Source organism: Winogradskyella pacifica, assembly GCF_003386275.1.
GTDB lineage: Bacteria > Bacteroidota > Bacteroidia > Flavobacteriales > Flavobacteriaceae > Winogradskyella > Winogradskyella pacifica.
The window spans coordinates 444,109-468,956 of record NZ_QREI01000001.1 but is presented as its reverse complement, the minus strand read 5'-3'; the positions used below and the strand labels follow the sequence as shown (position 1 = coordinate 468,956).

General features: G+C 35.1%; 18 protein-coding genes. 6 read left to right on the top strand and 12 right to left on the bottom strand.

Going from position 1 to position 24,848, the window contains the following annotated elements:
• Positions 1–2 precede the first annotated feature (2 nt).
• The 4 genes from leuC (at position 3) to DFQ09_RS02015 (ending at position 5,812) form a co-directional block, all read left to right on the top strand.
• The gene (gene leuC / locus DFQ09_RS02030; protein ID WP_115807920.1) at positions 3–1,385 is read left to right on the top strand and encodes a 3-isopropylmalate dehydratase large subunit; all 1,383 of its coding nucleotides are present in this window, start codon (positions 3–5) and stop codon (positions 1,383–1,385) included.
• 81 nt (positions 1,386–1,466) lie between these two features.
• Positions 1,467–2,057: a 3-isopropylmalate dehydratase small subunit gene (leuD, locus tag DFQ09_RS02025; RefSeq protein ID WP_115807919.1), complete on the top strand. Its 591-nt coding sequence runs from the start codon at positions 1,467–1,469 to the stop codon at positions 2,055–2,057.
• Positions 2,058–2,104: 47 nt separating this feature from the next.
• The gene (gene leuB, locus DFQ09_RS02020) at positions 2,105–3,223 is read left to right on the top strand and encodes a 3-isopropylmalate dehydrogenase (RefSeq protein WP_115807918.1); all 1,119 of its coding nucleotides are present in this window, start codon (positions 2,105–2,107) and stop codon (positions 3,221–3,223) included.
• A 9-nt stretch (positions 3,224–3,232) separates the two neighbouring features.
• On the top strand, positions 3,233–5,812 hold the full coding sequence (locus tag DFQ09_RS02015; RefSeq protein ID WP_115807917.1) for a phosphoenolpyruvate carboxylase: 2,580 nt from the start codon (positions 3,233–3,235) through the stop codon (positions 5,810–5,812).
• 161 nt (positions 5,813–5,973) lie between these two features.
• Here the strand turns inward: DFQ09_RS02015 and DFQ09_RS02010 are convergent, their stop codons facing one another.
• The 3 genes from DFQ09_RS02010 to DFQ09_RS02000 are packed head-to-tail and all read right to left on the bottom strand — an operon-like array spanning position 5,974 to position 8,615.
• Positions 5,974–7,206: an ammonium transporter gene (locus tag DFQ09_RS02010; RefSeq protein WP_115807916.1), complete on the bottom strand. Its 1,233-nt coding sequence runs from the start codon at positions 7,204–7,206 to the stop codon at positions 5,974–5,976.
• Between the two features lie 6 nt (positions 7,207–7,212).
• Positions 7,213–7,551, bottom strand: a complete 339-nt coding sequence (locus tag DFQ09_RS02005; RefSeq protein WP_115807915.1) for a P-II family nitrogen regulator — start codon at positions 7,549–7,551, stop codon at positions 7,213–7,215.
• Positions 7,552–7,577: 26 nt separating this feature from the next.
• Positions 7,578–8,615: an outer membrane beta-barrel protein gene (locus DFQ09_RS02000; protein WP_115807914.1), complete on the bottom strand. Its 1,038-nt coding sequence runs from the start codon at positions 8,613–8,615 to the stop codon at positions 7,578–7,580.
• 440 nt (positions 8,616–9,055) lie between these two features.
• On the opposite strand from DFQ09_RS02000, the gene gltB reads away from it, so the two are divergent.
• Entirely contained in the window at positions 9,056–13,570 is a 4,515-nt protein-coding gene (gene gltB, locus DFQ09_RS01995) for a glutamate synthase large subunit (protein ID WP_115807913.1), read from the top strand.
• A gap of 91 nt (positions 13,571–13,661) precedes the next feature.
• Positions 13,662–15,125 carry a glutamate synthase subunit beta gene (locus DFQ09_RS01990; RefSeq protein WP_115807912.1) on the top strand — a complete coding sequence of 488 codons (1,464 nt, stop codon included), beginning with the start codon at positions 13,662–13,664 and terminating at the stop codon, positions 15,123–15,125.
• A 205-nt stretch (positions 15,126–15,330) separates the two neighbouring features.
• Here the strand turns inward: DFQ09_RS01990 and argH are convergent, their stop codons facing one another.
• The 9 genes from argH to DFQ09_RS01945 form a co-directional block, all read right to left on the bottom strand.
• The gene (argH, locus tag DFQ09_RS01985) at positions 15,331–16,605 is read right to left on the bottom strand and encodes an argininosuccinate lyase (protein ID WP_115807911.1); all 1,275 of its coding nucleotides are present in this window, start codon (positions 16,603–16,605) and stop codon (positions 15,331–15,333) included.
• 131 nt (positions 16,606–16,736) lie between these two features.
• Complete coding sequence (locus DFQ09_RS01980; RefSeq protein ID WP_115807910.1) at positions 16,737–17,798, bottom strand: M20 family metallo-hydrolase; 1,062 nt, start codon at positions 17,796–17,798, stop codon at positions 16,737–16,739.
• Entirely contained in the window at positions 17,795–18,571 is a 777-nt protein-coding gene (argB, locus tag DFQ09_RS01975) for an acetylglutamate kinase (RefSeq protein WP_115807909.1), read from the bottom strand. Before argB ends, DFQ09_RS01980 begins: the two co-directional genes overlap by 4 nt.
• Positions 18,572–18,641: 70 nt before the next feature.
• Positions 18,642–19,577 (bottom strand): Rossmann-fold NAD(P)-binding domain-containing protein, encoded by a 936-nt coding sequence (locus DFQ09_RS01970; RefSeq protein WP_115807908.1) that lies wholly within the window; start codon positions 19,575–19,577, stop codon positions 18,642–18,644.
• A gap of 60 nt (positions 19,578–19,637) precedes the next feature.
• A complete protein-coding gene (locus tag DFQ09_RS01965; protein ID WP_115807907.1) occupies positions 19,638–20,780 on the bottom strand; it encodes an aspartate aminotransferase family protein in 1,143 nt (380 codons plus the stop codon).
• 114 nt (positions 20,781–20,894) lie between these two features.
• Positions 20,895–21,695, bottom strand: coding sequence for a pyrroline-5-carboxylate reductase (gene proC / locus DFQ09_RS01960; RefSeq protein WP_115807906.1), 801 nt, complete (start codon positions 21,693–21,695; stop codon positions 20,895–20,897).
• 211 nt (positions 21,696–21,906) lie between these two features.
• Positions 21,907–22,884: an N-acetyl-gamma-glutamyl-phosphate reductase gene (gene argC / locus DFQ09_RS01955; RefSeq protein ID WP_115807905.1), complete on the bottom strand. Its 978-nt coding sequence runs from the start codon at positions 22,882–22,884 to the stop codon at positions 21,907–21,909.
• Positions 22,881–24,068, bottom strand: coding sequence for an argininosuccinate synthase (locus DFQ09_RS01950; protein ID WP_115807904.1), 1,188 nt, complete (start codon positions 24,066–24,068; stop codon positions 22,881–22,883). The genes argC and DFQ09_RS01950 overlap by 4 nt, the downstream gene beginning before the upstream one ends.
• Positions 24,061–24,690 carry a GNAT family N-acetyltransferase gene (locus tag DFQ09_RS01945; protein WP_092466520.1) on the bottom strand — a complete coding sequence of 210 codons (630 nt, stop codon included), beginning with the start codon at positions 24,688–24,690 and terminating at the stop codon, positions 24,061–24,063. Before DFQ09_RS01945 ends, DFQ09_RS01950 begins: the two co-directional genes overlap by 8 nt.
• Positions 24,691–24,848 lie beyond the last annotated feature (158 nt).

Here is a 24,848-nt window from a genome sequence, read left to right as displayed (position 1 = left end):
AGATGGGTAAAACATTATTTGATAAAGTTTGGGATTCGCATGTGGTCAGTACTATAGAGAATGGGCCACAAATATTATATATAGATAAACATTTAATACATGAAGTAACAAGTCCACAGGCTTTTAATGAGTTAGAAGATCGTGGCATTCCTGTTTTTAGACCCAATCAAATTGTGGCTACAGCAGATCATAATACTCCGACTTTGAATCAGGATCAACCCATAAAAGATGAGTTGTCTAGAAAGCAATTGGAGCAATTATCTGAAAATTGTAAAAAAAATAATATAACCCTATACGAATTAGGGCATAAATATAACGGTATTGTGCATGTAATGGCTCCAGAGTTAGGGGTGACACAACCAGGCTTGACCATGGTCTGCGGAGACAGTCACACTTCAACACATGGTGCGTTTGGAGCCATTGCTTTTGGTATCGGAACAAGTCAGGTGGCGCAAGTATTTGCGAGCCAGTGCTTGTTGCTTACAAAACCAAAAAGTTTAAGAGTTACCGTTAATGGTAAGTTGAAAAATGGTGTTTTACCAAAGGATGTGATTTTGTATATCATTTCAAAATTAGGAACCAATTCTGGTACGGGCTATTTCTGTGAGTATGCAGGAAATGTGTTTGAAGACATGAGTATGGAAGGTCGTATGACGGTCTGTAACATGAGTATCGAAATGGGAGCAAGAGGAGGCATGATTGCACCAGATGAAACCACTTTTGAATACGTAAAAGGTAGAGAATTCGCACCAAAAGGTGAAGCGTTTGATAAGAAAGTGGCCTATTGGAAAACCTTACCAACAGACAGCGATGCTAAATTTGATAAAGAATACAGCTTTGATGCAGAAGATATAGCGCCCATGATTACGTATGGAACGAATCCAGGAATGGGAATTAAAATTTCTGAAACGATTCCTGTGGATGAAAATCCATCGTTTAAAAAATCTTTAGCTTATATGAATTTTGAAGCTGGAGAAAGTTTAATAAATAAGCCCATCAATTTTGTCTTTATAGGGAGTTGTACCAATTCTAGAATTGAAGATTTTAGAGTCGCAGCCAATTATATAAAAGGCAAGAAAAAAGCAGCTAATGTTACGGCTTGGTTAGTGCCAGGAAGTAAGCAAGTAGAAACTCAAATAATAGAAGAAGGTCTAAAATCTATTTTTGATGATGCAGGTTTTGAATTGCGTCAACCAGGTTGTTCAGCGTGTTTAGCGATGAACGATGATAAGATTCCTCAGGGAGAATATTGTGTATCAACCTCAAATAGGAATTTCGAAGGTCGCCAAGGACAAGGTTCAAGAACGATTTTAGCAAGCCCTTTAGTTGCTGCAGCAACTGCTGTAGAAGGTAAAATTATAGATATTTCAAAGCAATTGAATTGATATTATCCTGCAAGGTTTCAAAAACCTTGTAGGTATTTAAAATGAATTAAAAAGAAGATACCCACTTTCGTGGGCATTACTATGGAAAAGTTTACAACATTACAATCGAGAGCCATTCCATTACATATTGAGAATGTAGATACGGATCAAATTATACCTGCTCGTTTTTTAAAAGCGACGGATAGAGAAGGGTTTGGAAACAATGTATTTAGAGATTGGAGATATCACAAAGACGGAACAGTTAATACCGATTTTGCGCTTAATGATTCAAGATATTCAGGAAAGATATTAGTAGCAGGAGATAATTTTGGCTGCGGATCGAGTAGAGAACATGCCGCTTGGGCTATAACCGATTTTGGATTTAAAGTGGTGGTGTCTAGTTTTTTTGCGGATATATTTAAAGGAAATGCCTTAAATAATGGATTGTTACCAGTACAGGTTTCGCCAGCATTTTTAAGTGACTTAATGCAGAAAATTGTGTCCAATCCAGAGATAGAATTAGTGGTTGATCTCGAAAAACAAACCATTTCAGTAAAAGATTCAGAGTTGTCCGAAAATTTTGAAATTGATGCCTACAAAAAAACATGTATGATCAATGGTTATGATGATATCGACTATCTGATAAATAATAAAGAACAAATTGAAGCTTTTGAAGCTCAAAAAATATACTAATAATTAAACGTAAGATTTTCGTTAATTCGGGAATTGATTTTTCTTCGATGAAATTAAACATAGCAATTTTACCAGGTGATGGTATTGGTCCAGAAGTTACAAATCAAGCTATAAAAGCTTTGAAAGCAATTGCTTCGGAATTTAATCATAATTTTAAATTTACAACGGCAGATGTTGGAGCCGTTGCCATAGATAAGCATAATGATGCTTTACCAGAGAAAACATTAGAACTTTGTAAAAAAAGTGATGCCATCTTATTTGGAGCCATTGGTGATCCTAAATATGATAATGATCCTTCTGCAAAAGTGCGTCCAGAGCAAGGCTTACTTAAATTGCGTAAAGAGTTGGGTTTGTATGCTAATATTAGACCTGTAAAAGCTTATAAAACCTTATTAGATAAATCGCCATTAAAGAAACATATCATTCAGGGTACAGATATTTCTATTTATAGAGAATTAACTGGTGGTATTTATTTTGGTGAAAAACATACATCAGAGGATGGTAATTACGCTTCGGATTTATGTGGGTATTCTCGCGAAGAAATAGAGCGTATTGCACATTTGGCATTTGTTGCTGCTGAAAATAGAAGTCATAAAGTGACTTTGGTGGATAAGGCTAATGTGTTAGAGACATCTCGACTTTGGAGAAAGGTAGTGAAAGAAGTTGCAGAGCAATATCCTGATGTAACACTCGACTTTTTATTTGTAGATAATGCAGCGATGCAAATGATTTTAAACCCAAAACAGTTCGATGTGATTTTAACCGAGAATATGTTTGGAGATATTATTAGTGACGAAGCTAGTGTTATCGGTGGTTCTATTGGATTGTTAGCGTCTGCTTCAGTTGGAGATAAGTATGCAATGTTCGAGCCTATTCATGGTTCATACCCTCAAGCGGCTGATAAAGGTATTGCAAATCCGATTGCGTCAATTTTATCGGCTGCTATGTTGTTGAGTCATTTCGAGTTACATAATGAAGCCGAATTAATTAGGTTAGCTGTAGAAAAATCGTTAAAATTAAACATCACAACACCAGATATAAATTCGGTGGTAAATACGGTGACGACCTCTAATGTTGGTGACTTTATTGAAGATTTTATTTACAATCCAAAAGATACTAATCTCAATTTTAAGAATATCCACTTAGGGCAGTCAACAATAATATAATTTAAGATAATGCCCACACAACCAAAATTAACACGATTTAATCAAAATGTTTTGTCTAAATACCAGATATACAATAGTATATTTATGACATTGCCTTTTGATGCTGTTACAAAAACAGGAGCGCTTTTGCCTTTGTTTCACGAAACTTGCCATAAAGGATTTGAAAATAAAGAAGATCCTACAACAATCGTTAATACGTTTTTTAAGAAATACCAAGCCAGACGTTCTTCTGAAAGTCAGGTGAATTTGTTATTTCGATTTATTCAGTATATCGAAAGACAAGTCGTTCTATTCGATGCGATTGAGGATGCCGCTTTTCCTATTGTAAATAATATGGATGGTATCGGAACGTTGCGAAGTTTGAAAGAAACTGTTTCTGCTGAAAATAAGCTAGAGACACTTCAGAAATATTTAGAAGAATTTAAAGTAAGAATTGTTTTAACAGCACACCCAACACAGTTTTATCCAGGTTCCGTTTTAGGAATTATTACGGATTTAACGGAAGCGATTCGCGAGAACGATCTATTAAGAATTAATGATTTATTAGCGCAATTAGGAAAAACACCATTTTTTAAACACGAAAAGCCATCGCCTTTTGATGAAGCTGTGAGTTTAATATGGTATCTAGAAAACGTATTCTATAAATCTTTTGGAGGTATATACGATTATATTCAGCAGAATATATTTGATGGAAAACCAATTAGTAACGATATTATTAATATTGGTTTCTGGCCAGGAGGTGATAGAGATGGAAACCCTTTTGTAACACCAGAAATTACGTTGAAGGTTGCGGGAAGATTACGACTTTCAATTATTAAAAATTATTATAGAAACGTAAGACAATTAAAACGAAAGTTAACGTTTCAAGGTGTCGAAGATCGTATGGGTAATTTAGAGCGTGAGCTTTATAGCATCATAACTAATGAATCGTCTGACTTAACTTTAGAGTATTTCGTTTCAGAATTAAAAGCGGTAAAGCAAATTATTATTGACAAGCATCAATCTTTATATGTTGATGAATTGAATAGTTTGATTAACAAAACACATTTATTCGGATTTCATTTTGCGAATTTAGATATCAGACAAGACAGTCGTAAACACGAGCAGTTTTTTAATGATATGGTAAATGCGTTGCTTGAGAGTGGTAGTGCTATATTTCCAGAAAATTATCACGACTTACCAGAACGTGAGCAAATTAAAATTTTATCTAAAGTTGAAGGTTCTGTAGATTTATCTTTAATAAAAGATGAAGAAACCTTAATGGCTTTAGAAACGATTAAGGCGATAAAAACCATTCAAGAAACAAATGGTGAGCAAGCTGCAAACCGTTATATTATTAGTAATAATCAATCGACTTTGCATGTGATGCAATTGTTTGCAATGTTAAAATTAGTCGCATTTCAAGAGGATTTAACTGTCGATATTGGACCATTATTTGAAACCATTACCGATTTAGAGAATGCGCCAAAAGTGATGGAGGAGTTATATGCTAATCCTGATTACGCAAAACATTTAGAAGCACGAGGAAACAGGCAAACCATAATGCTTGGTTTTAGTGATGGTACTAAAGATGGTGGTTATTTAATGGCAAACTGGGCGATTTACCAAGCTAAGGAAAACTTAACCAGAGTGTCTAGAGAGCATGGAGTGAAAGTGATTTTCTTTGATGGACGTGGCGGACCACCTGCACGAGGTGGTGGAAAAACACATAATTTCTATGCGTCTTTAGGGCCAACAATAGAAGATGAAGAAGTACAATTAACAATACAAGGTCAGACGATAAGTTCTAATTTCGGAACTTTAGAATCCTCACAATATAACTTAGAACAATTGATTAGTTCTGGTATTGGTAACAGTTTAAGCGATGCGGATTTAAGCATGCAGCCAGAAAACCGGGAGGTTATGACTGACTTGGCGAATCGTAGTTATGAGGCGTATGTGAATTTCAAAGCGCATCCAAAATTTATCTCGTATTTAGAACATATGAGTACGCTTAAATATTATGCGAAAACAAATATTGGTAGTCGTCCGTCTAAAAGAGGTAAATCGGAAGGTTTGGTTTTTGAAGATTTAAGAGCGATTCCTTTCGTAGGGTCTTGGAGTCAATTGAAACAAAATGTACCAGGCTTTTTTGGAGTAGGTACAGCATTGAAACATTATGAAGATATTGGTGAGTTTGAGAAAGCACAGCATTTATTTAAAACATCAGCGTTCTTCAAAACTTTAATTGAAAACAGTATGATGTCTCTGTCTAAGTCTTTTTTCGACTTAACACGTTATATGTCTGAAGATGAAGAATACGGTGAATTTTGGAATGTGATTTACAAAGAATATGAAACTTCAAAACGTCTAATTTTAAAACTTACGGGTTATAAAGAATTGATGGAAGAAGAGCCTTCTGGAAAAGCATCAATTGCTGTAAGAGAATCTATTGTATTACCGTTATTAACGATTCAGCAATATGCCTTAAAGAAAATTCAAGAGCTTGAAAAAGCTGAGGTACGAGATGAAGAGCAGATTAAAATCTTTGAAAAGATGGTGACACGTTCTTTATTTGGAAATATAAACGCGAGTCGTAATTCAGCATAAAAACAAATAGTTTGTAATATTATAAATCCTCAGGAGTTTTAAACTTCTGAGGATTTTTTTTATGTAATTATATTAAACTGTAGTAAAGCAAAAACCCTCGAAGGTTAGGCTTCGAAGGTTTTCTTTTAATAACTAAATTAGCTAAATAATCAATTTAAAACTTAGTGTTCATTTAATCTAAAATCCGGATATGCATCCATTCCGTGTTCATGGGCATCAAGACCTTCTAATTCTTCTTTTTCAGAAACTCTTATTCCTACTATTTTCTTCAGTGCAAATATGATAATGAATGAAGATATAATGCACATACCAGCATAAGAAGCAACACCAATTAGTTGGCTTACAAATTGTGCTCCACTAGCTAATGCGCCAAAGATACCAACAGCTAAAGTTCCCCAAATACCACATGCTAAGTGAACAGCGATAGCTCCAACTGGATCATCTAATTTAAGTTTGTCAATTAATGATACGGCAAATACAATAATTGCACCTGCAATTGCACCAATTAGAATGGCATCGGTTGGACTCATTTGGTCTGCGCCAGCAGTGATACCAACAAGACCACCTAATATACCATTAAGAAACATTGTTAAATCTAAATTTTTATATCGTAGGGTAGAAACTAAGGCGGCAACAACTCCACCAGCTGCTGCAGCTAAACATGTTGTTACTAAAGTTAATGATGTTAATGCAGGATCAGCAGATAATACAGAACCTCCATTAAATCCAAACCAACCTAACCATAAAATGATAACACCAGCAGTTGCTAATGGAATATTATGTCCAGGGATAGCCTGAGGTTTTCCATTTTTAAATTTACCAATTCTTGCTCCTAAAAGAGCAACGGCAACTAATGCTCCCCATCCACCAACTGAGTGAACTAGTGTAGATCCTGCAAAATCATAAAATGGTGTCTCTAGCGTTTGTAAAAATCCACCTCCCCATTTCCATGAACCTGCAATCGGGTAGATTATCCCGACATAAATAATTGTGAAAATCATAAATGGTCCAATTTTCATACGTTCTGCTACGGCTCCAGATACAATTGTTGCTGCAGTAGCTGCAAACATTCCTTGAAATAAGAAATCTGTCCAATATGTATAGCCTTCACTATAAGCTAAGTCTAAAGTTCCTTCTGCTGTTAATGGTGAATCCAATCCAAAACCTGCGAATCCTAAAAATCCATTAAATTCACCTGGATACATTAAATTAAACCCTACTAATGCATAAAGTAACAACCCAACGGTAATGATAAATATGTTTTTAAATAAAATATTAAGCGTATTTTTTTGACGTGTTAGTCCGATTTCTAAAAATGCAAATCCTAAATGCATAAAGAAAACGAGTGCTGTACAGATCATCATCCATACATTATTTATTGTAAGTAATTCCATGTTTTTTTATTTTAAAGTGTTTCCTCCTTTTTCTCCAGTTCGTATTCTGTAAACTTCATCAATATGTGAGACAAAGATTTTACCATCTCCTACTTCTCCAGTAGAGGCAGAGTCTATAATAGCCTTGATTGCTATAGCTTCAAAATCGTCGTTAACGACTATAGATAAATAGCGTCTTTGTATATCGCTTGTACTATAAGATACACCTCTATATACATGTCCTTCTTGCTCGTTACCAAGTCCAGTAACATCCCAATAAGAGAAGAAGTTTACACCTACTTCATGAAGTGCATCTTTAACGTTAGAAAATTTTGATTTTCTAATAATTGCTTCAATTTTTTTCATTGTTTTTTGTGTTAGTTAGTGTGGGTTTAGAACGAGTAGATTGCAGCTAAAGTAAATGCGCTTAAGCTACTAGCTGCTAGGCCGTCATTGTCAATAACAAAACTGTCACCAAGTATACCTCCGTCTGAATCGGTTAGAGAATCTAATCTAAATTCTGGCTTAATGATTAAGTTGCTGTCTACAGTGTAGCTACCTGTTAATGTCACTCCAATTACACTAGGGTAGTCAAAGTTGTCAGCCTCACCATGTAAAGCAAAATACTCACCTCTTAAGCCAATGCTAAAATCATCAGATGTGGCGTATTGTGGATATAAAGCAGCACCATAAAAGCCACTTCCATCATTATCATTGTAGGCTGCGTTGATTCCTAAGAAAAAAGCATCAGAAACATCAAAGCCACCTGTGTAATCAACTTCAAAACCTAATCCGCCATTGTTTCCGCTGTCATAATAAAAATTTAAGAATTGACCAGAATAGCCTAATTGCGCTCCAAATGAATATTCACCAGTTGTAGAAGTATCATTAGTGTCCCAAGGATTCATTACGGCTAACATTAAGCTAAAATCATCAGATAAAGCAAAATCTGCTTTTAATCCCATATGAGAAAAAGGACCACTAGAAAATAAGTAAGATGTGCTATAGTTAAAGTTTGCCGCTGGAGCAATTACTTCGTATCCTAAAAATGTATTAAAACGCCCCATTGTTAAAGTTGTCTTTTCTGAAACATTCCAGTAAACATATGCTTGGTTTACAATACCATCAACAATATCATTGCTAAATGTAGCAGCGCCACCTCTTGGTCCTGTAACTAAATCAAGTACGGCACCTACTTTACCACTTTCATAGCTGGCAATTATATTACCCATACCAAAAGCAAAACCCGATTTATCTGCGAAAGCAGTACCAAATGTTGCGCCAGCATCATCAGGAGCGGATATGTAGGTTTGGTAATAAGCGTCAACGCTACCGCTAATAGTAAAGGATTTTTTTTCCTCAGTTTCCTCTTCTTGAGCATATAAACCAAATGCAATAAAGAACATTGAAAGCGTAAGTAATTTTTTCATAATAATAGTTTTAATAATAGTTAGTTCGAGTCAAATCTATATAATCTTTATTTATACCCTATTAAAAATAGGGTTTAAAGTGTAATTTTTATGAATATTTGATTTTACACCATGTAAAATTTTGGGTTAAAATTAAATAGAGCTATTTTTTTATTATATCGATAATTGGAATTTTGAAAAATTTAGTAAAAACCTGTAATGTTTAAATTATATTTACTTCTGTATCTTTGTTTTGGGTGTTTTCGCAATAAAGTGTGATTTTTGTTGAATATTTATAATTGTCTATTCATCATTATATACCGTTATTATTGCAATATTTTCATTCTAAATGCGCTTAACTATCGATATGAGAAAAGTGTTTCAACTATTTTTTATATCAATTTTTTGAATATATATTAGAGGAGTAATAAGGTGTAAAAACCTTGAAATTTTATTGAAATATGTTTAAGAAACAAGGGCTCTATTTACCGGAATTTGAACACGAAAATTGTGGGGCAGGATTCATCTGTAATCTAAAAGGGGAAAAGACAAATCAAATTATACATGACGCATTAGAAATCCTAGTAAAACTAGAGCATCGTGGTGGTGTAAGTGCTGATGGAAAAACGGGTGATGGAGCAGGTCTTTTAATAGATATTCCTCATGCTTATTTCAAGAGAGTTTGTGGTTTTAAAGTGCCAGTAAAAGGGAAGTATGCCGTAGGAATGGTTTTCTTGCCAAAAAACAGAAATCAATATAAATTTTGTAAGGATACGTTCGAAAAAGAAATCATCGCGCAAGGACTTACTGTTATAGGTTGGAGAGAAGTACCTGTAGATTCTACACAATTAGGTGAAATAGCTTTAGCATCAGAACCAAATATAGAACAGCTTTTTGTTGGGAAATCTAATGAGGTTTCTGAAGCTAATTTTAAAGCAAAACTATATGCAGCACGTAAGATAACGGAGCATACAGTCCGTAAATCAAAGATGTCTCAAAGCGCTTATTTTTACGTGTCTAGTTTGTCAATGAATACATTGATATATAAAGGTATTATTATGCCCGAAGATATTGGGCCATATTATAAAGATTTACAAGAGTCAGATTTAGTAACGCGTTTAGCGTTAGTGCATCAGCGTTTTTCTACGAATACGATGCCGACTTGGGAATTGGCACAACCATTCCGATTTATGTGTCAAAACGGAGAAATCAATACTCTTCGTGGAAATGTGAGTAGAATGCGTGTGCGAGAGGAAATCATGAAAAGTGAAGTCTTTGGTCCACAAATAGATAAATTATTTCCAATTATTTTACCAGGAAAATCAGATTCTGCGTCTATGGATATGGTGGTGGAATTGTTAACGCATACAGGGCGTTCATTGCCAGAAGTCATGATGATGATGATTCCTGAAGCATGGGAGAAACACGCTACAATGTCTCCAGAACGAAAAGCATTTTACGATTATAATGCTTGTATTATGGAGCCTTGGGATGGACCTGCTTCTGTGCCATTTACAGATGGAAATTATATCGGTGCGTTATTAGATAGAAATGGTTTAAGACCATCTAGATATACAGTTACAAAAAGTGGGAAATTAATCATGTCTTCAGAAATTGGAGTCGTAGATATTGCGCCAGAAGATGTAGAAAGTCATGGCCGTTTAGAGCCAGGAAAAATGTTTTTGGTAGATATGAACCAAGGTCGAATTATTAATGACGAAGAAATAAAAAGTAAAATTGTTAGAGAAAGACCATATCAAGAATGGTTAGATAAAACGAGATTACATTTAAAAGATATTCCTTATACAGGAGAAACATGTCCAATTGAAACTTTAGATATCAAAACAAGACAGCGTTTATTTAATTATACGTTCGAGGATATTCAAGAAGTTATTACACCAATGGCTATAAATTCTAAGGAAGCTTTAGGTTCTATGGGAACTGACACGCCTTTGGCCGTTTTATCAAACAAGCCACAGATCATTTCCAACTATTTTAAGCAATTATTTGCTCAGGTTACCAATCCACCTTTAGATGGAATTAGAGAAGAAATTGTAACCGATATTAGCTTGTCTTTAGGTAAGGATAGAAATATTTTTAGCATTACCGAGCGCCAATGTAGAAAATTAAAAATTCAGAATCCTGTAATCTCAAATGATGATTTAGATAAAATCCGACATATTAATGTGGAAGGCTTTAAAGCTGAAACCATAGAGATGTTGTACCAAAAAGATAAAGGTCTTAATGGATTGGAGGATGCTTTAGATACTATTATTGTTCAAATTGAAAAAGCATTATTAAGAAAAACAAATATTATCATTCTATCTGATAGAGGAGTAAGTAAAGCTATGGCGCCAATTCCGTCGTTATTAGCGTGTTCTTATGTAAACCATCAAATGAATCGTTTACGTAAGCGTTCTTATTTTGATATTATTATCGAATCTGCAGAACCACGTGAGCCACATCATTTTGCCACTTTATTTGGGTATGGTGCAAGTGCTGTAAATCCTTATATGGTAAATGAAATCATCAGAGCGCAAGTAAAAGAAGGCTTCATTACGGGGATGGATGAGCAAAAAGCAGTAGATAACTTCAACAAAGCTATTGGAAAAGGTATTTTAAAAGTGATGAACAAAATAGGAATCTCTACATTACATTCTTATAGAGGTTCTCAGATATTCGAAATCGTTGGTTTTAACTCTCAATTTGTTGAAAAATATTTTCCATATACAGCTTCGCGAATTGAAGGTATAGGCTTGTATGAAATCGAAAAAGAAATTGATAAGCGCTACAAATATGCGTATCCAAATACAGAAGTCGATAAACGTTTAGGCTTAAATATTGGTGGAGATTACCGTTGGAGACGTAATGGTGAGAAGCATTTATTTAACCCTACAACGGTAGCAAAATTACAACAAGCAGTTCGTTTAAGTGATCAGGCTAGTTATGATGTTTATGCAAAAACAATTAATGAACAGTCCGAAAATTTAATGACTATTCGTGGCTTATTCGAATTTAATAATATTGACCCAATTCCTATTGAAGAAGTAGAACCTTGGACAGATATCGTAAAACGATTTAAAACAGGAGCCATGTCTTATGGGTCTATTTCGCGTGAAGCTCATGAAAATTTAGCCATTGCGATGAATAGAATTGGAGGAAAATCTAATTCAGGTGAAGGCGGAGAAGATCGCAAACGTTTCCAGCCCGATGTAAATGGAGATAGTAGGAACTCAGCTATTAAGCAAGTTGCTTCTGGTCGTTTCGGTGTTACTTCTCACTATTTAACAAATGCGAAAGAGATTCAAATAAAAATGGCTCAGGGTGCAAAACCTGGAGAAGGTGGTCAGTTGCCTGGTGAAAAAGTATTACCATGGATTGCTGCAGCGCGTAACTCAACACCATTTGTAGGTTTAATTTCGCCACCACCACATCACGATATTTATTCGATTGAAGATTTAGCACAATTAATATACGATTTAAAAAATGCCAATCGCGACGCTAGAATTAACGTCAAACTTGTTTCAGAAGTTGGAGTGGGTACCATTGCTGCAGGAGTCGCCAAAGCAAAAGCGGATGTTGTGTTAATTGCTGGTTACGATGGTGGAACAGGTGCATCGCCTTTAACATCATTAAAACATGCAGGCTTACCTTGGGAACTTGGTTTAGCCGAAGCACAGCAAACCTTAGTGCTTAATAATTTAAGAAGTCGAATTGTTGTAGAGTGCGACGGACAGTTAAAAACGGGTAGAGATGTTGCTATTGCGGCATTATTAGGTGCGGAAGAATTCGGGTTTGCAACGGCGCCTTTAGTGGCTTCGGGGTGTATTATGATGCGAAAATGTCATTTAAATACCTGTCCAGTTGGAATCGCAACTCAAGACAAAACCTTGCGTAAAAACTTTAAAGGCACGCCAGAACATGTCATTAATTTCTTCTATTATATCGCTGAAGAATTGAGAGCTATTATGGCCGAATTAGGGTTTAGGTCTATGGCCGAAATGATTGGTCAGACACATAAAATAAACGCCAATAAAGCGATTACGCATTATAAAGCTAAAGGTTTAGATTTATCTTCAATTTTATACCGACCAGAAGCTTACAGTAAAATGACAGTGAAGAATACTGAAAAGCAAGATCACAATCTAGATAACGTTTTAGATTTTACGATTCTTAAAGATTCACATCGTGCATTGTATCGTAAGGAACAAATGACATTATCATATCCAATTAAAAATACAAATCGTACGGTTGGAGCTATTGTGAGTAATGAAATTTCAAAAATATATGGTCATTTAGGTTTGCCAGAAGACACCTTAAATATCAATTTTGAAGGCTCAGCCGGACAAAGTTTTGGAGCGTTTGGAGCACACGGATTAACATTCAAATTAGAAGGAAATACCAATGATTATTTAGGTAAGGGTCTTTCTGGAGCTAAGCTAATTGTTAAGAAGCCTACCAAAGCAGATTTCAAAGCAGAAGATAATATCATTATTGGAAATGTTTGTTTATTCGGAGCTGTGGAAGGGCAAGCGTATATCAACGGAATTGCAGGTGAACGTTTTGCCGTAAGAAATTCTGGTGCAACAGCGGTTGTAGAAGGTGTTGGTGATCATTGTTGTGAATACATGACGGGTGGAAAAGTCATTGTTCTTGGTAAAACAGGACGAAATTTTGCTGCCGGAATGAGTGGAGGTATTGCTTATGTTTATGATCCTGAAAACAAATTTATAAACGGCTTATGTAATACCGAAACGATAGAATTTGAAAAGATCTTGAAGAAAGACGCTAATGATTTAAAAGCAATAATTGAAAGGCATGTGAAATTTACAGATAGTAAAAGAGGTGCTGAATTATTAGCAGATTGGGAAACAAGCTTGAAGAATTTTGTTCGGGTAATGCCAACGGAATACAAACGTGCTTTAAAACGTTTAGAGACAGAGGAACAAATGGTTGAAGAATTAGAAACAGTATAATTCAATAATCAGATTGTCTTAGAAAAAATAAATTTACAGTTGAATTAAAATTAGAAAGTCAGGGTGAGATTCCTGCTTTCGCCGGAATAAAATGGGAAAAGTAACAGGTTTTAAAGAGTTCGAAAGAAAAGATGAGTCCTACAAGCCAGTAAAGGATCGTGTGAAGCATTATAATGAATTTACGGTGCCTTTAAAGGATAAAGACATGGCCGAACAAGGGTCGCGTTGTATGGATTGTGGAATTCCGTTTTGCCATAGTGGTTGTCCGCTAGGTAATTTAATTCCAGATTTTAATCATATGGTACACCAAGGCGAATGGCAAAAAGCATCTTGGATATTACATTCAACGAATAACTTCCCAGAGTTTACAGGGCGTTTATGTCCTGCACCTTGTGAGCAAGCTTGTGTCTTAGGTATTATTGAAGATCCGGTTTCTATAGAAAATATTGAAAAAAATATTGTAGAACGTGCTTTTAAAGAAGGTTGGATTAAACCGCAACCACCTAAAACGAGAACAGGAAAAACAATTGCCATTGTCGGTTCTGGTCCTGCAGGTTTAGCAGCTGCGCAGCAATTAAATAGAGCAGGACACCTCGTAACCGTGTTTGAACGCGATGATGCTGTTGGTGGGTTGCTACGTTACGGTATTCCAAATTTTAAAATGGAAAAAGGCATCATAGATCGTCGTTTAGCCATCTTAGAAGCGGAAGGTATTGTCTTTAAAACTAACGTGAACGTTGGAGTTAACTACGATGTAGAAGATTTAAAAAAGTTTGACGCTGTTGTACTTTGTGGTGGTGCAACAGAAAGACGAAGTTTACCAACACCTGGAATTGAAGCAGACGGAGTGGTGCAAGCGATGGATTTTTTAACGCAACAAACTAAAGTCGTTTTTGGTCAGAAAATTGAAGACCAAATATTAGCGACGGGCAAAAATGTCATTGTTATTGGGGGTGGAGATACAGGTTCTGATTGTATTGGAACATCAAACCGTCAAGGTGCAAAATCGGTTGTTAATTTTGAAATTATGCCAAAACCACCAGGGCATCGTTCGCCTGCAACACCTTGGCCATATTGGCCGTTGCAATTAAAAACGTCATCGTCTCATAAAGAAGGTGTGGAACGTAATTGGTTAATTAACACTAAAGAATTTGTTACGAATGCTAAAGGTAAATTAACAGCTTTAAAAACGGTAAATGTGGAGTGGGAAATGGTGCCAGGTGAGCGTCCTAAGTTAGTTGAGGTTGCTGGTACTGAAAAAACTTGGAAATGTGATTTAGCATTATTAGCTTTAGGTTTTACAGGACCTGAATCTACAATCGCAGATAAATTGGGATTAGACAGAGATGTACGTTCTAATTATAAAGCGAGCTATGGGCAATATCAAACCAATATTCCTAATGTCTTTACGGCAGGTGATATGCGCAGAGGACAGTCATTAATTGTTTGGGCTATCTCTGAAGGTAGAGAAGCGGCTCGTCAAGTTGATATTTACTTAATGGGTAAATCGGATTTGGCCACTAAAAATGAAGAAGGAGATTTAATAGGATTGTGATTTAATAATACTTCTGCTGCTATAAATTCTAGGGTAGTCTTTTACTAGAGTAGAAACTAAAAAGCATCTGTAAAACAGATGCTTTTTTTCGTGATAAAGATTCAAAATATTTATTATAAACACCCCTAAAGTCCCCTCAAGGGGACAATCCTCAAAATAAACTTTAGTACTAGTGTCCTCTTGAGGGGACTTTAGGGGGTGTTATTTACTTAGGAAACTTAGCCCGAATATCATCCAAACACAAATTATGAATACTTCCTATGTGAGAGTGTTCTTTTCCTAAATCTGGTTTGTATGTTCCTGCTTGTACTTGACTTCCGATTTTCTGATACGCTTCTCTAAAGCTCATGCCTTCAACTACTAAATTATTAATACTATCTACTGTAAATAAGTATTGGTATTTCTCATCAGTGAGGTCAATATCCTTCACTATGATTTGTTGAATGGAATAATTAAAGATGTCTAAAATATCTTTAACATCTTCAAAAGCATTGATGATATTTTCTTTTAACAATTGAAAATCTCTGTGGTAACCACTTGGTAAATTATTAGTGATTAATAACATTTCAGAATGTAAAGCCTGAATTTTATTACACTTACCTCGAATCAATTCAAACACATCAGGATTCTTTTTGTGTGGCATGATGCTACTTCCTGTAGTTAATTCATCTGGAAACGTCACAAAGCCAAAATTCTGACTCATATACAAGCAAATATCCATAGCAAAACGTGCCATGGTATTACATAATCCGCCTAAAGCACTAGCGATAGCACGTTCACTTTTTCCTCGACTTAATTGCGCAGCAACCACGTTATATTTTAAGGTTGAAAAGCCTAATTCTTTAGTGGTAATGTCTCTGTCTATTGGAAATGAACTTCCGTAACCAGCAGCTGAACCTAATGGGTTTTGGTCTGCGATTTTAGACACCGCATTTAAGACGTAAACATCATCAATTAACAATTCCGCATAGGCAGAAAACCATAAACCAAAAGATGATGGCATGGCGACTTGCAAATGTGTATAACCTGGTAGTAATTGCGTTTTATGAGTTTCTGCTAAACCTAAAAGCGTATCAAAAAATGTTTTTGTTTTAGAATTTATAATTTCAAGATTCTCTTTATAGTATAATTGAAGTGCTACTAAAACTTGGTCGTTTCTAGAACGTGCCGTGTGGATTTTCTTTCCGACGTCGCCTAAGGTTTTTGTGAGTTCATGTTCAATTTTAGAATGGACATCTTCAAACGAGTCTTCAATAATAAAGGTGCCTTCTTCAATAGATTCCGCTAAAATTTTTAATCCTGATTTCAATTGTTCTAACTCTTCCGAAGTTATTATTCCGATAGATTCTAACATCACAGCATGCGCTCGCGACGCTTCTACATCATATTTTGCAATATGCATATCGATTTCTCTATCGTTTCCGACGGTAAATAATTCTATTTTTTTATCTATTGAAAATCCTTTGTCCCAAAGTTTCATACTTATAAATTTTACTTATTAAAATTTAGAGTCAAGATGCAAGACCGCTGCGCTTCTAGAACATAGACTTCTTATTCATATGAATGAGCTATTGGTCTTGATTCTTGTCTCTTGATTCTATTATCTTTTTATTACAATACTTTCTCTAATAATTTAATATATAAATCAACACCTTCTTCAATTTCAGCCAAATAAATAAATTCATCTGCTGTGTGCGAACGTGTACTATCGCCTGGTCCTAATTTCAGTGAAGGACAAGTTAAAACTGCTTGATCGGATAAGGTCGGTGAACCATAAGTTTCTCTACCTAATTCAATTCCTGCTTCAACCAATTCGTGATTAATAGGAATTGAAGACGAATTCAATCGTAAACTCCGCGCTTTAATACTTGTGCATGGTGATTTTCTGATTAAAATTTCTTCAATTTGTTGATTTGTGTATTTGTCATTCACACGGACATCGATGACTAAATCAACTTCAGCAGGAACCGCGTTGTGTTGTTTCCCAGCATTAATTTGAGTAACGGTCATTTTTACATCACCTAAAACGGGTGAGTTTCGTGCAAACTGATAATCTTTAAACCATTTTAAAACCTCAATAGTATTGTAAATTGAATTATCCTTATTCGGATGTGCGGCATGGCCAGCTGTACCTTTTACTTTGGCATCAAAAACGACCAAACCTTTTTCAGCAATAGCTAAATTCATTAAAGTAGGTTCGCCAACAATAGCGACATCAATTTTTGGAATGATACTTAGCATGCTATTAAGTCCGTTTGGACCACTGCTTTCTTCTTCAGCTGAAGCGACAATTACTAAATTATAGTTAAGATCTTTTTTGTCGTAGAAATAAGTGAATGTTGCAATTAAAGACACTAAGCAACCACCAGCATCATTACTTCCTAAGCCATATAATTTTCCGTCTTCAATAATGGCTTTAAGCGGGTCTTTGGTATAACCGTTATTAGGTTTTACGGTATCGTGATGCGAGTTTAATAAGAGCGTTGGTTTGCTGTCATCAAAGTGTTTATTGGTAGACCAAATGTTATGATGATCTCTTTTAAAAGGAATCTTGTGTGACTTAAACCAATCTTCTATAAGCAACGCTGTGTTGTCTTCTTCTGACGAAAATGATTCTGTTTCTATAAGTTGCTTTAATAAAGCAATGGCTTGTGTGGTTAGTTTTTCAATCATTGGGTTATAGTTGTGTGTCTATTGTTGGTATTGAAAAGCATGTCTGATTTTCCAATGCAAACTTTTTGAACATTTTTATTTATAGCATGAAAGCAATTATCTAATTTAGGTAACATGCCTTCAAATATGATTTTGTTTTCTTTTAATGTTTTGTAGCTTTCCGTATTGATGTTTTCAATTACAGAATCGTCATTGTCTACATCTTCTAAAACACCATTTTTTTCGAAACAATAATAAAGCTCTGTGTTGTAAATTGAAGCAAAGCCAATGGCTAACTCTGAAGCAATGGTATCTGCATTTGTGTTTAATAATTGACCGTTTTTGTCGTGTGTAATAGCGCAAAAAACAGGTGTAATATTGTTTTTTAAAAGTATTTCTAAGGTTTCAGTGTTCACTTGTTTTACATCGCCAGCAAACCCATAATCAATGGGTTTTGTTAGGCGTTTCTCTGAAACAATCGTGTTACCGTCTGCACCAGAAAACCCAATAGCATTACAGGTGTTGGCTTGCAACTGCGCAACGATATTCTTATTGATTTTTCCAGCGTAAACCATGGTGATAATATCTAAAGTATCCGCATTTGTAATACGCCTGCCTTCATTCATTTGCACAGGAATATTCATTTGATTGGCTAATTTAGTAGCCAATTTTCCTCCTCCATGGACTAAAATTTTAGGGCCTTTTAGAGTTGCAAAATCTGTAATGAACGCTGCTAGTGCGTCTTCATTATCGATAATATTTCCTCCTATTTTTATGACTTTTAGTATTTTCATCTTGTGCTCGCGAAAGCGAGTATTTTTTGTTTTAGACCTGTCAGGTTTTTAAAACCTGACAGGTCTAGAATTACAATGCTTCCAAAATCTGCTTCAACACAATTTGTGCTGCATATGTTCTATTATTCGCTTGCTTAATCACCACCGATTGGTCGCTATCTAAAACGGCGTCTTCCACCACAACATTTCGTCTTACAGGTAAACAATGCATAAATTTGGCATCACCTAATTTTGCTTTCGTCATCATCCAATTTTCATCTTGGTTCAGGACTTTACCGTAGTCTTTATAGTTACTCCAGTTTTTTACATAGACAAAATCTGCATCTTTTAAAGCCTCTACTTGGTTGTGATTTATAGGCGTATCTTTTGTGATGGCTTCACTTAATTCATAACCTTCAGGATGTGTTATTGTGAAATCAACTTCTAAATCTTGCATCATTTCTACAAACGAATTCGCAACCGCTTGTGGTAATGCTTTGGGATGTGGCGCCCAAGATAACACGACTTTGGGCTTCGCTTTTTCGGTCAATTCAGAAATTGTAATGGCATCTGCCAAAGCTTGTAAAGGATGTGCTGTAGCGCTTTCCATATTTACAATCGGAACAGTCGCGTATTTTTTAAAATTATTGAGGATATATTCTGATTCGTCTTTAGTTTTGTCTTGTAACGTTGGAAATGCTCTCACAGCAATAATATCGGCATATTGCGAAATAACTTGTGCGGCTTCTTTAATGTGTTCAGATGAATTACCGTTCATAATGGAACCATCTTCGAATTCAATATTCCAAGCGTCATTAACGTTTAAAATCATAACGTCCATGCCTAAGTTTTTTGCCGCTTTTTCAGTGCTTAATCGTGTTCTTAAACTCGAATTAAAAAAGAGCATGACTAAGGTTTTATGTTTTCCTAAATCTTGAAATTCAAAAGGATTCATCTTTAATAAGATGGCTTCCTTTATGGTTTGTGACAAGTTGGGTAAATCTTTTATTTGGGTGTAATTTTTCATATTCATTTCCCGCGAAAGTGGGAATCTCATTAATTAAACTTTAATTCTAAGGTCTTCAAATTAATCCTTATTTCTTTCTTTTAATTCTTTTTCCAAGGCCTCAAAAAAGACATCAATATGTTTTTTCTGAATCGTTAAAGGTGGAAGAATTCTAATTAGGTTAGGATTTGTCGCACTTCCAGTAAAAATATGATGATCGAAAATTAGCTTTTTTCTCAATTCTGCAATCGGAAAATCGAATTCTAATCCGATCATTAAACCACGACCTTTAATTGATTTTAAGTTTGGTAATCCTTTTGCTTTTTCTTGAAAATAATCAGCAATGTCTTTAGCATTTTGCATCAGCTTTTCGTCTTCTAAAACATCTAAAACAGAAAGCGTTGCAGCGCATGCCAAATGGTTGCCACCAAATGTGGTACCTAATAAACCAAAAGAGGCTTCAATTGAAGGATGAATTAAAATACCACCTACCGGAAAACCATTGCCCATGCCTTTAGCAATTGAGATAATATCTGGCGTAATATTGTGTTTTTGAAATGCGAAAAAGTCACCAGTTCTACCGAATCCTGATTGTACTTCGTCGGCAATTAATGCGGTGTTGTAGTGCTTACAAAGTGTTTCAAGACCTTGATAGAATTCTGTTGTGCTTTGGTCTAAACCGCCAACACCTTGGATAAATTCTACGATGACAGCACAAGTGTCGTTTTGTTTTAAAATGATTTCTACAGCATCTAAATCTCCTAATTCTACAAAGTCAACCTGTTGTTGTGTATTTATAGGTGCTACAATTTTTGGGTTGTCGGTTGCCGCAACTGCAGCAGAAGTTCTGCCGTGAAACGAGTTTTTAAAAGCTAAAATTTTCTTTTTGCCATTGTGAAAAGATGCTAGTTTTAAAGCATTTTCATTGGCTTCTGCTCCAGAATTACATAAAAATAATTGGTAATCTTTACAACCAGAAAGCGTTTCTAATTTATCGGCTAATTCAACTTGTAATGGATTTTGAATCGCATTGCTATAAAATCCTAATTTTTCAACTTGATGTGTAATTGCTGATACATATTTTGGATGCGAATGTCCAATAGAAATCACAGCATGGCCACCATAAAGATCGAGATATTCTACATTTTTATCATCATATACGTAAACGTCTTTGGCGCTTACAGGAGTGATGTCGAATAATGGGTATACATTAAATAAACTCATGTTATTTTTTTTTATCCTGCAAGGTTTCAAAAACCTTGTAGGTATAGTTTGTTATTTTTATACATACAAGGTTAAAAAAAAGACCTTGCAAGATTTATGATTCAACAGAATGTACTATATCTGCTCTTTTTTAATGTTACTAATTTTATTGAATGAAGCTACCATCCCTTGAATTAAAGACGAGCTCAAGCCTTTGTGTTCCATTTCGTTTAAACCTTCAATAGTACAGCCTTTTGGTGTGGTAACGAGGTCGATTTCTTCTTCAGGATGATTACCATTTGTTATTAATAAATTGGCAGCTCCTTCAGACGTATACATGGCTAATTCTTGTGCTTCTTTAGCGTCAAAACCTAATTGAATGGCAGCCTGTGTTGTTGCGCGAATCAATCGCATCCAAAATGCAATTCCACTTGCACAAACCACTGTTGCAGCTTGCATTTGAGACTCTGGAATTGCTAAGGTGTGACCTAATCTATTAAAAATAGCTTCAGCAATTGGTATGCGTTTTTTGCCGTTTTCATTACTACACATGCAAGTCATGGATTTACCAACAGCAATGGCTGTATTTGGCATAGCTCTGATGATAAATTGATCTGTGCCTACAATAGCTTCAATTTTTGGAATTAAAAATCCTGTGATTGTGGAAATTAATACATGTTTTTCGGTTAAATGTGGTTTAATATCATTTAGAATCGTCTCAAAATGCGCTGGCTGAACGGCGAATATTAAAATATCAGATTGTTTAACAGCTTCAATATTATCGGTTGTTAATGTGACATTTTTATAACCATCTAAATCTTGAATACCGCTCAAGTTTCGTTTGGTTAAGTATAGTGTGGTAATGGCGTTGTTGGTGATGAGTCCTTTTGCGATGGACTTTCCTAAATTGCCTGTTCCTATGATTGCTATTTTCATTTTGCTTTTCTATTCTTTTTTAATGGTAAAATGTGTTCGCATTAAAAAATGCTCGGTTCATATTTATTAACCGCGAAAGCGGTTATCTCTTTAAGTTAAACTATATTTTAATCTAGACCTTTCGACTGCGCTCAATGTGACAACTTTTATCGATTTTAAATTTGATTTTAGACCTGCTAGGTTTTTGAAACCTGACAGGTTTGAGTATGTGTTAAAAATAATTAGCCTTTAATTTTAAGCCTTCAGTTTCCTCATATCCAAACATTAAATTCATGTTTTGAATGGCTTGTCCTGATGCTCCTTTTAATAAGTTATCGATGATACTCGTGACTAATAATTTATCGTTGTGTTTATGTAAATGAAGGATGCATTTATTGGTGTTGACCACTTGTTTTAAATGAATGTCGTCATCTGAAACAAACGTAAATGCAGCGTCCTTATAAAATTCTGTATATAATTGTTTTGCCTCTTCTAAACTGCCTTCGTATTTTGTATAAAGTGTAGCAAAAATGCCTCTCGAAAAATTCCCGCGATTAGGCATAAAGTTGATATCAGACTTAAAATTTGATTGCAACTGATTTACAGTTTGATTAATTTCTCCTAAATGCTGATGCGTAAAAGCTTTATAATGTGAAAAGTTATTATCTCTCCATGTAAAATGTGTGGTTGTCGATAATGAGGTTCCTGCACCTGTGGCGCCTGTTACGGCATTAATATGCACGTCATCTTGCAATACTTCGGTGTTAGCTAGTGGTAACAATGCCATTTGAATCGCGGTTGCGAAACATCCAGGATTAGCAATATAATTCGCTTTTTTTATGGCTTCTTTATTTAATTCAGGTAAACCATAAACAAAGGTTTTGCCATCTAAAATTGAATCTGTGTCTAGTCTGAAATCATTACTTAAATCAATGATTTTAGTCGCGTCGGAAAAGCTATTATTTTCTAAAAACGCTTTTGAATTGCCATGACCTAAACATAAAAACAGGACATCAACTTCTGCATTTATGGCATCTGAAAAGACTAAATCTGTTGAACCCAATAAATCTTGATGCACCTTACTAACGTTGTTTCCAGCGTTAGAGGTACTGTAAATAAAATCGATTTCTACTTTAGAGTGATGAATCAATAATCTAATTAATTCTCCTGCTGTGTAACCAGCGCCTCCAATGATACCTGCTTTGATCATGATTCTGAATTTACTTGCTGATATATCTTATTTTGATTGCCAAATATTTTAATAAATCCTTTGGCTTCATCTGCGGTCCAACCTTTATTTTCTTCGCCATAACTTCCGAATTTAGCATTCATTAAATCGTGTTTAGATTTGATGCCATCTAATGAAAAATGATAAGGCTTAAGTGTTACGATAACGTCGCCTGAAACTTTATCTTGACTACTCTGTAAAAAGGCTTCCATATCTCGCATTACGGGATCTAAATATTGCCCTTCGTGTAGGTGCATGCCATAGAAATTAGACATATAATCTTTATGTTGCAGTTGCCATTTCGTCAACGTGTGCTTTTCAAGTAAATGATGCGCTTTGATGATAATTAAAGCCGCTGCAGCTTCAAAACCAACACGACCTTTAATACCAACAATAGTATCTCCAACATGTATATCTCTGCCGATCGCGTATGCAGATGCTAAATTATTTAAAACTTCAATATTAACTTCGGGATTATTTTCTACACCATTTAAAGCAACTAATTCACCTTTAGAAAATGTTAGTACTACTTTTTCAGGATCTGAATGTTTTAATTGTGAAGGATAAGCTGAATCTGGTAATGGTTTTTCTGACGTTAAAGTTTCTTCTCCACCAACACTAGTGCCCCAAAGTCCTTTGTTTACTGAATATTTGGCTTTGTTCCAAGACATGTCGATTCCGTTTTCAATAAGGTAATCAATCTCTTGTTGTCTACTTAAACTTCCATCTCGTATAGGTGTAATAATTTCAATTTCTGGTGCTATAGTTTGAAAAATCATATCAAAACGTACTTGGTCGTTTCCTGCTCCAGTACTACCGTGGGCAATGTATTTCGCATCTATGCTTTTGGCATATTGTACAATTTCAATGGCCTGAATAATACGTTCTGCACTCACAGATAAAGGGTAAGTGTTATTCTTTAAAACATTTCCAAAGATTAAATACTTTATTACTTTATCATAATAAGACGCAACGGCATCAATATTTTTATATGTAGAAACGCCCATTTTATAAGCATTGCTTTCAATAGTTTTAATTTCTTCTTGAGTAAATCCACCGGTATTCACACTAACCGCATGAACATCATATCCTGCTTTACTTAAACTTACTGCGCAGTAAGAGGTATCTAATCCTCCGCTATATGCTATAACTAATTTTTTACTCATCTTTTTTGTCTTTTTTTAAAAACATATTCTGTTTTATCAATTTTAATCGTGTCCATACTTTTTTGTCATAAGGACGTTCTTTGGGTTTTGATGTTTCGGCTTTGGCAGGATCATACAGCATACCAGTACACAAGCACATTTTTTGCTCTGTACGTGTTAAAACATCGAAATTTTTACATGTTTGGCAGCCTTTCCAGAAAGATTGGTCGTCTGTTAATTCTGAAAATGTAACGGGTTTATAACCTAATTCGCTATTCATTTTCATAACCGCTAAACCTGTGGTAATACTAAAAACTTTAGAATCTGGAAACTTGGTTCTTGAATGTTCAAAAATGACTTTCTTAATTTGTTTGGCAAGGCCTAGATTTCTAAAATCGGGATGTACAATTAAGCCAGAATTTGCCACAAATTTACCATGACTCCATGCTTCGATATAACAGAACCCCGCAAATTGATCTCCTTCTAAAGCAATAACAGCATTACCATTTTCCATTTTGGTGATGATGTATTCTGGTTGCCGTTTTGCAATACCTGTACCTCTAACTTTAGCAGCTTCGGCAATGGTTTCGCAAATAAGTTCTGCGTAAATGCTATGTGATTTATCAGCAATAACAATTTTCATTGTGATTGTTTTTTATAGATTATAAAATGTTTGATTTTCTTTTGAATGAAGAACTGGACACACCTAAGTTCCTAATATAAATTGTACCCTTACGGGCGACGACTTAAAATATGGCGTACAGAAACTAGCTTAGTAGTTGGGGCTGCTATAGTTGAAAA

Coding starts and splice junctions, on each gene's coding strand:
- leuC (WP_115807920.1), top strand. CDS start 3: ATGGGTAAAACATTATTTGATAAAGTTTGGGATTCGCATGTGGTCAGT.
- leuD (WP_115807919.1), top strand. CDS start 1,467: ATGGAAAAGTTTACAACATTACAATCGAGAGCCATTCCATTACATATT.
- leuB (WP_115807918.1), top strand. CDS start 2,105: ATGAAATTAAACATAGCAATTTTACCAGGTGATGGTATTGGTCCAGAA.
- DFQ09_RS02015 (WP_115807917.1), top strand. CDS start 3,233: ATGCCCACACAACCAAAATTAACACGATTTAATCAAAATGTTTTGTCT.
- DFQ09_RS02010 (WP_115807916.1), bottom strand. CDS start 7,206: ATGGAATTACTTACAATAAATAATGTATGGATGATGATCTGTACAGCA.
- DFQ09_RS02005 (WP_115807915.1), bottom strand. CDS start 7,551: ATGAAAAAAATTGAAGCAATTATTAGAAAATCAAAATTTTCTAACGTT.
- DFQ09_RS02000 (WP_115807914.1), bottom strand. CDS start 8,615: ATGAAAAAATTACTTACGCTTTCAATGTTCTTTATTGCATTTGGTTTA.
- gltB (WP_115807913.1), top strand. CDS start 9,056: ATGTTTAAGAAACAAGGGCTCTATTTACCGGAATTTGAACACGAAAAT.
- DFQ09_RS01990 (WP_115807912.1), top strand. CDS start 13,662: ATGGGAAAAGTAACAGGTTTTAAAGAGTTCGAAAGAAAAGATGAGTCC.
- argH (WP_115807911.1), bottom strand. CDS start 16,605: ATGAAACTTTGGGACAAAGGATTTTCAATAGATAAAAAAATAGAATTA.
- DFQ09_RS01980 (WP_115807910.1), bottom strand. CDS start 17,798: ATGATTGAAAAACTAACCACACAAGCCATTGCTTTATTAAAGCAACTT.
- argB (WP_115807909.1), bottom strand. CDS start 18,571: ATGAAAATACTAAAAGTCATAAAAATAGGAGGAAATATTATCGATAAT.
- DFQ09_RS01970 (WP_115807908.1), bottom strand. CDS start 19,577: ATGAAAAATTACACCCAAATAAAAGATTTACCCAACTTGTCACAAACC.
- DFQ09_RS01965 (WP_115807907.1), bottom strand. CDS start 20,780: ATGAGTTTATTTAATGTATACCCATTATTCGACATCACTCCTGTAAGC.
- proC (WP_115807906.1), bottom strand. CDS start 21,695: ATGAAAATAGCAATCATAGGAACAGGCAATTTAGGAAAGTCCATCGCA.
- argC (WP_115807905.1), bottom strand. CDS start 22,884: ATGATCAAAGCAGGTATCATTGGAGGCGCTGGTTACACAGCAGGAGAA.
- DFQ09_RS01950 (WP_115807904.1), bottom strand. CDS start 24,068: ATGAGTAAAAAATTAGTTATAGCATATAGCGGAGGATTAGATACCTCT.
- DFQ09_RS01945 (WP_092466520.1), bottom strand. CDS start 24,690: ATGAAAATTGTTATTGCTGATAAATCACATAGCATTTACGCAGAACTT.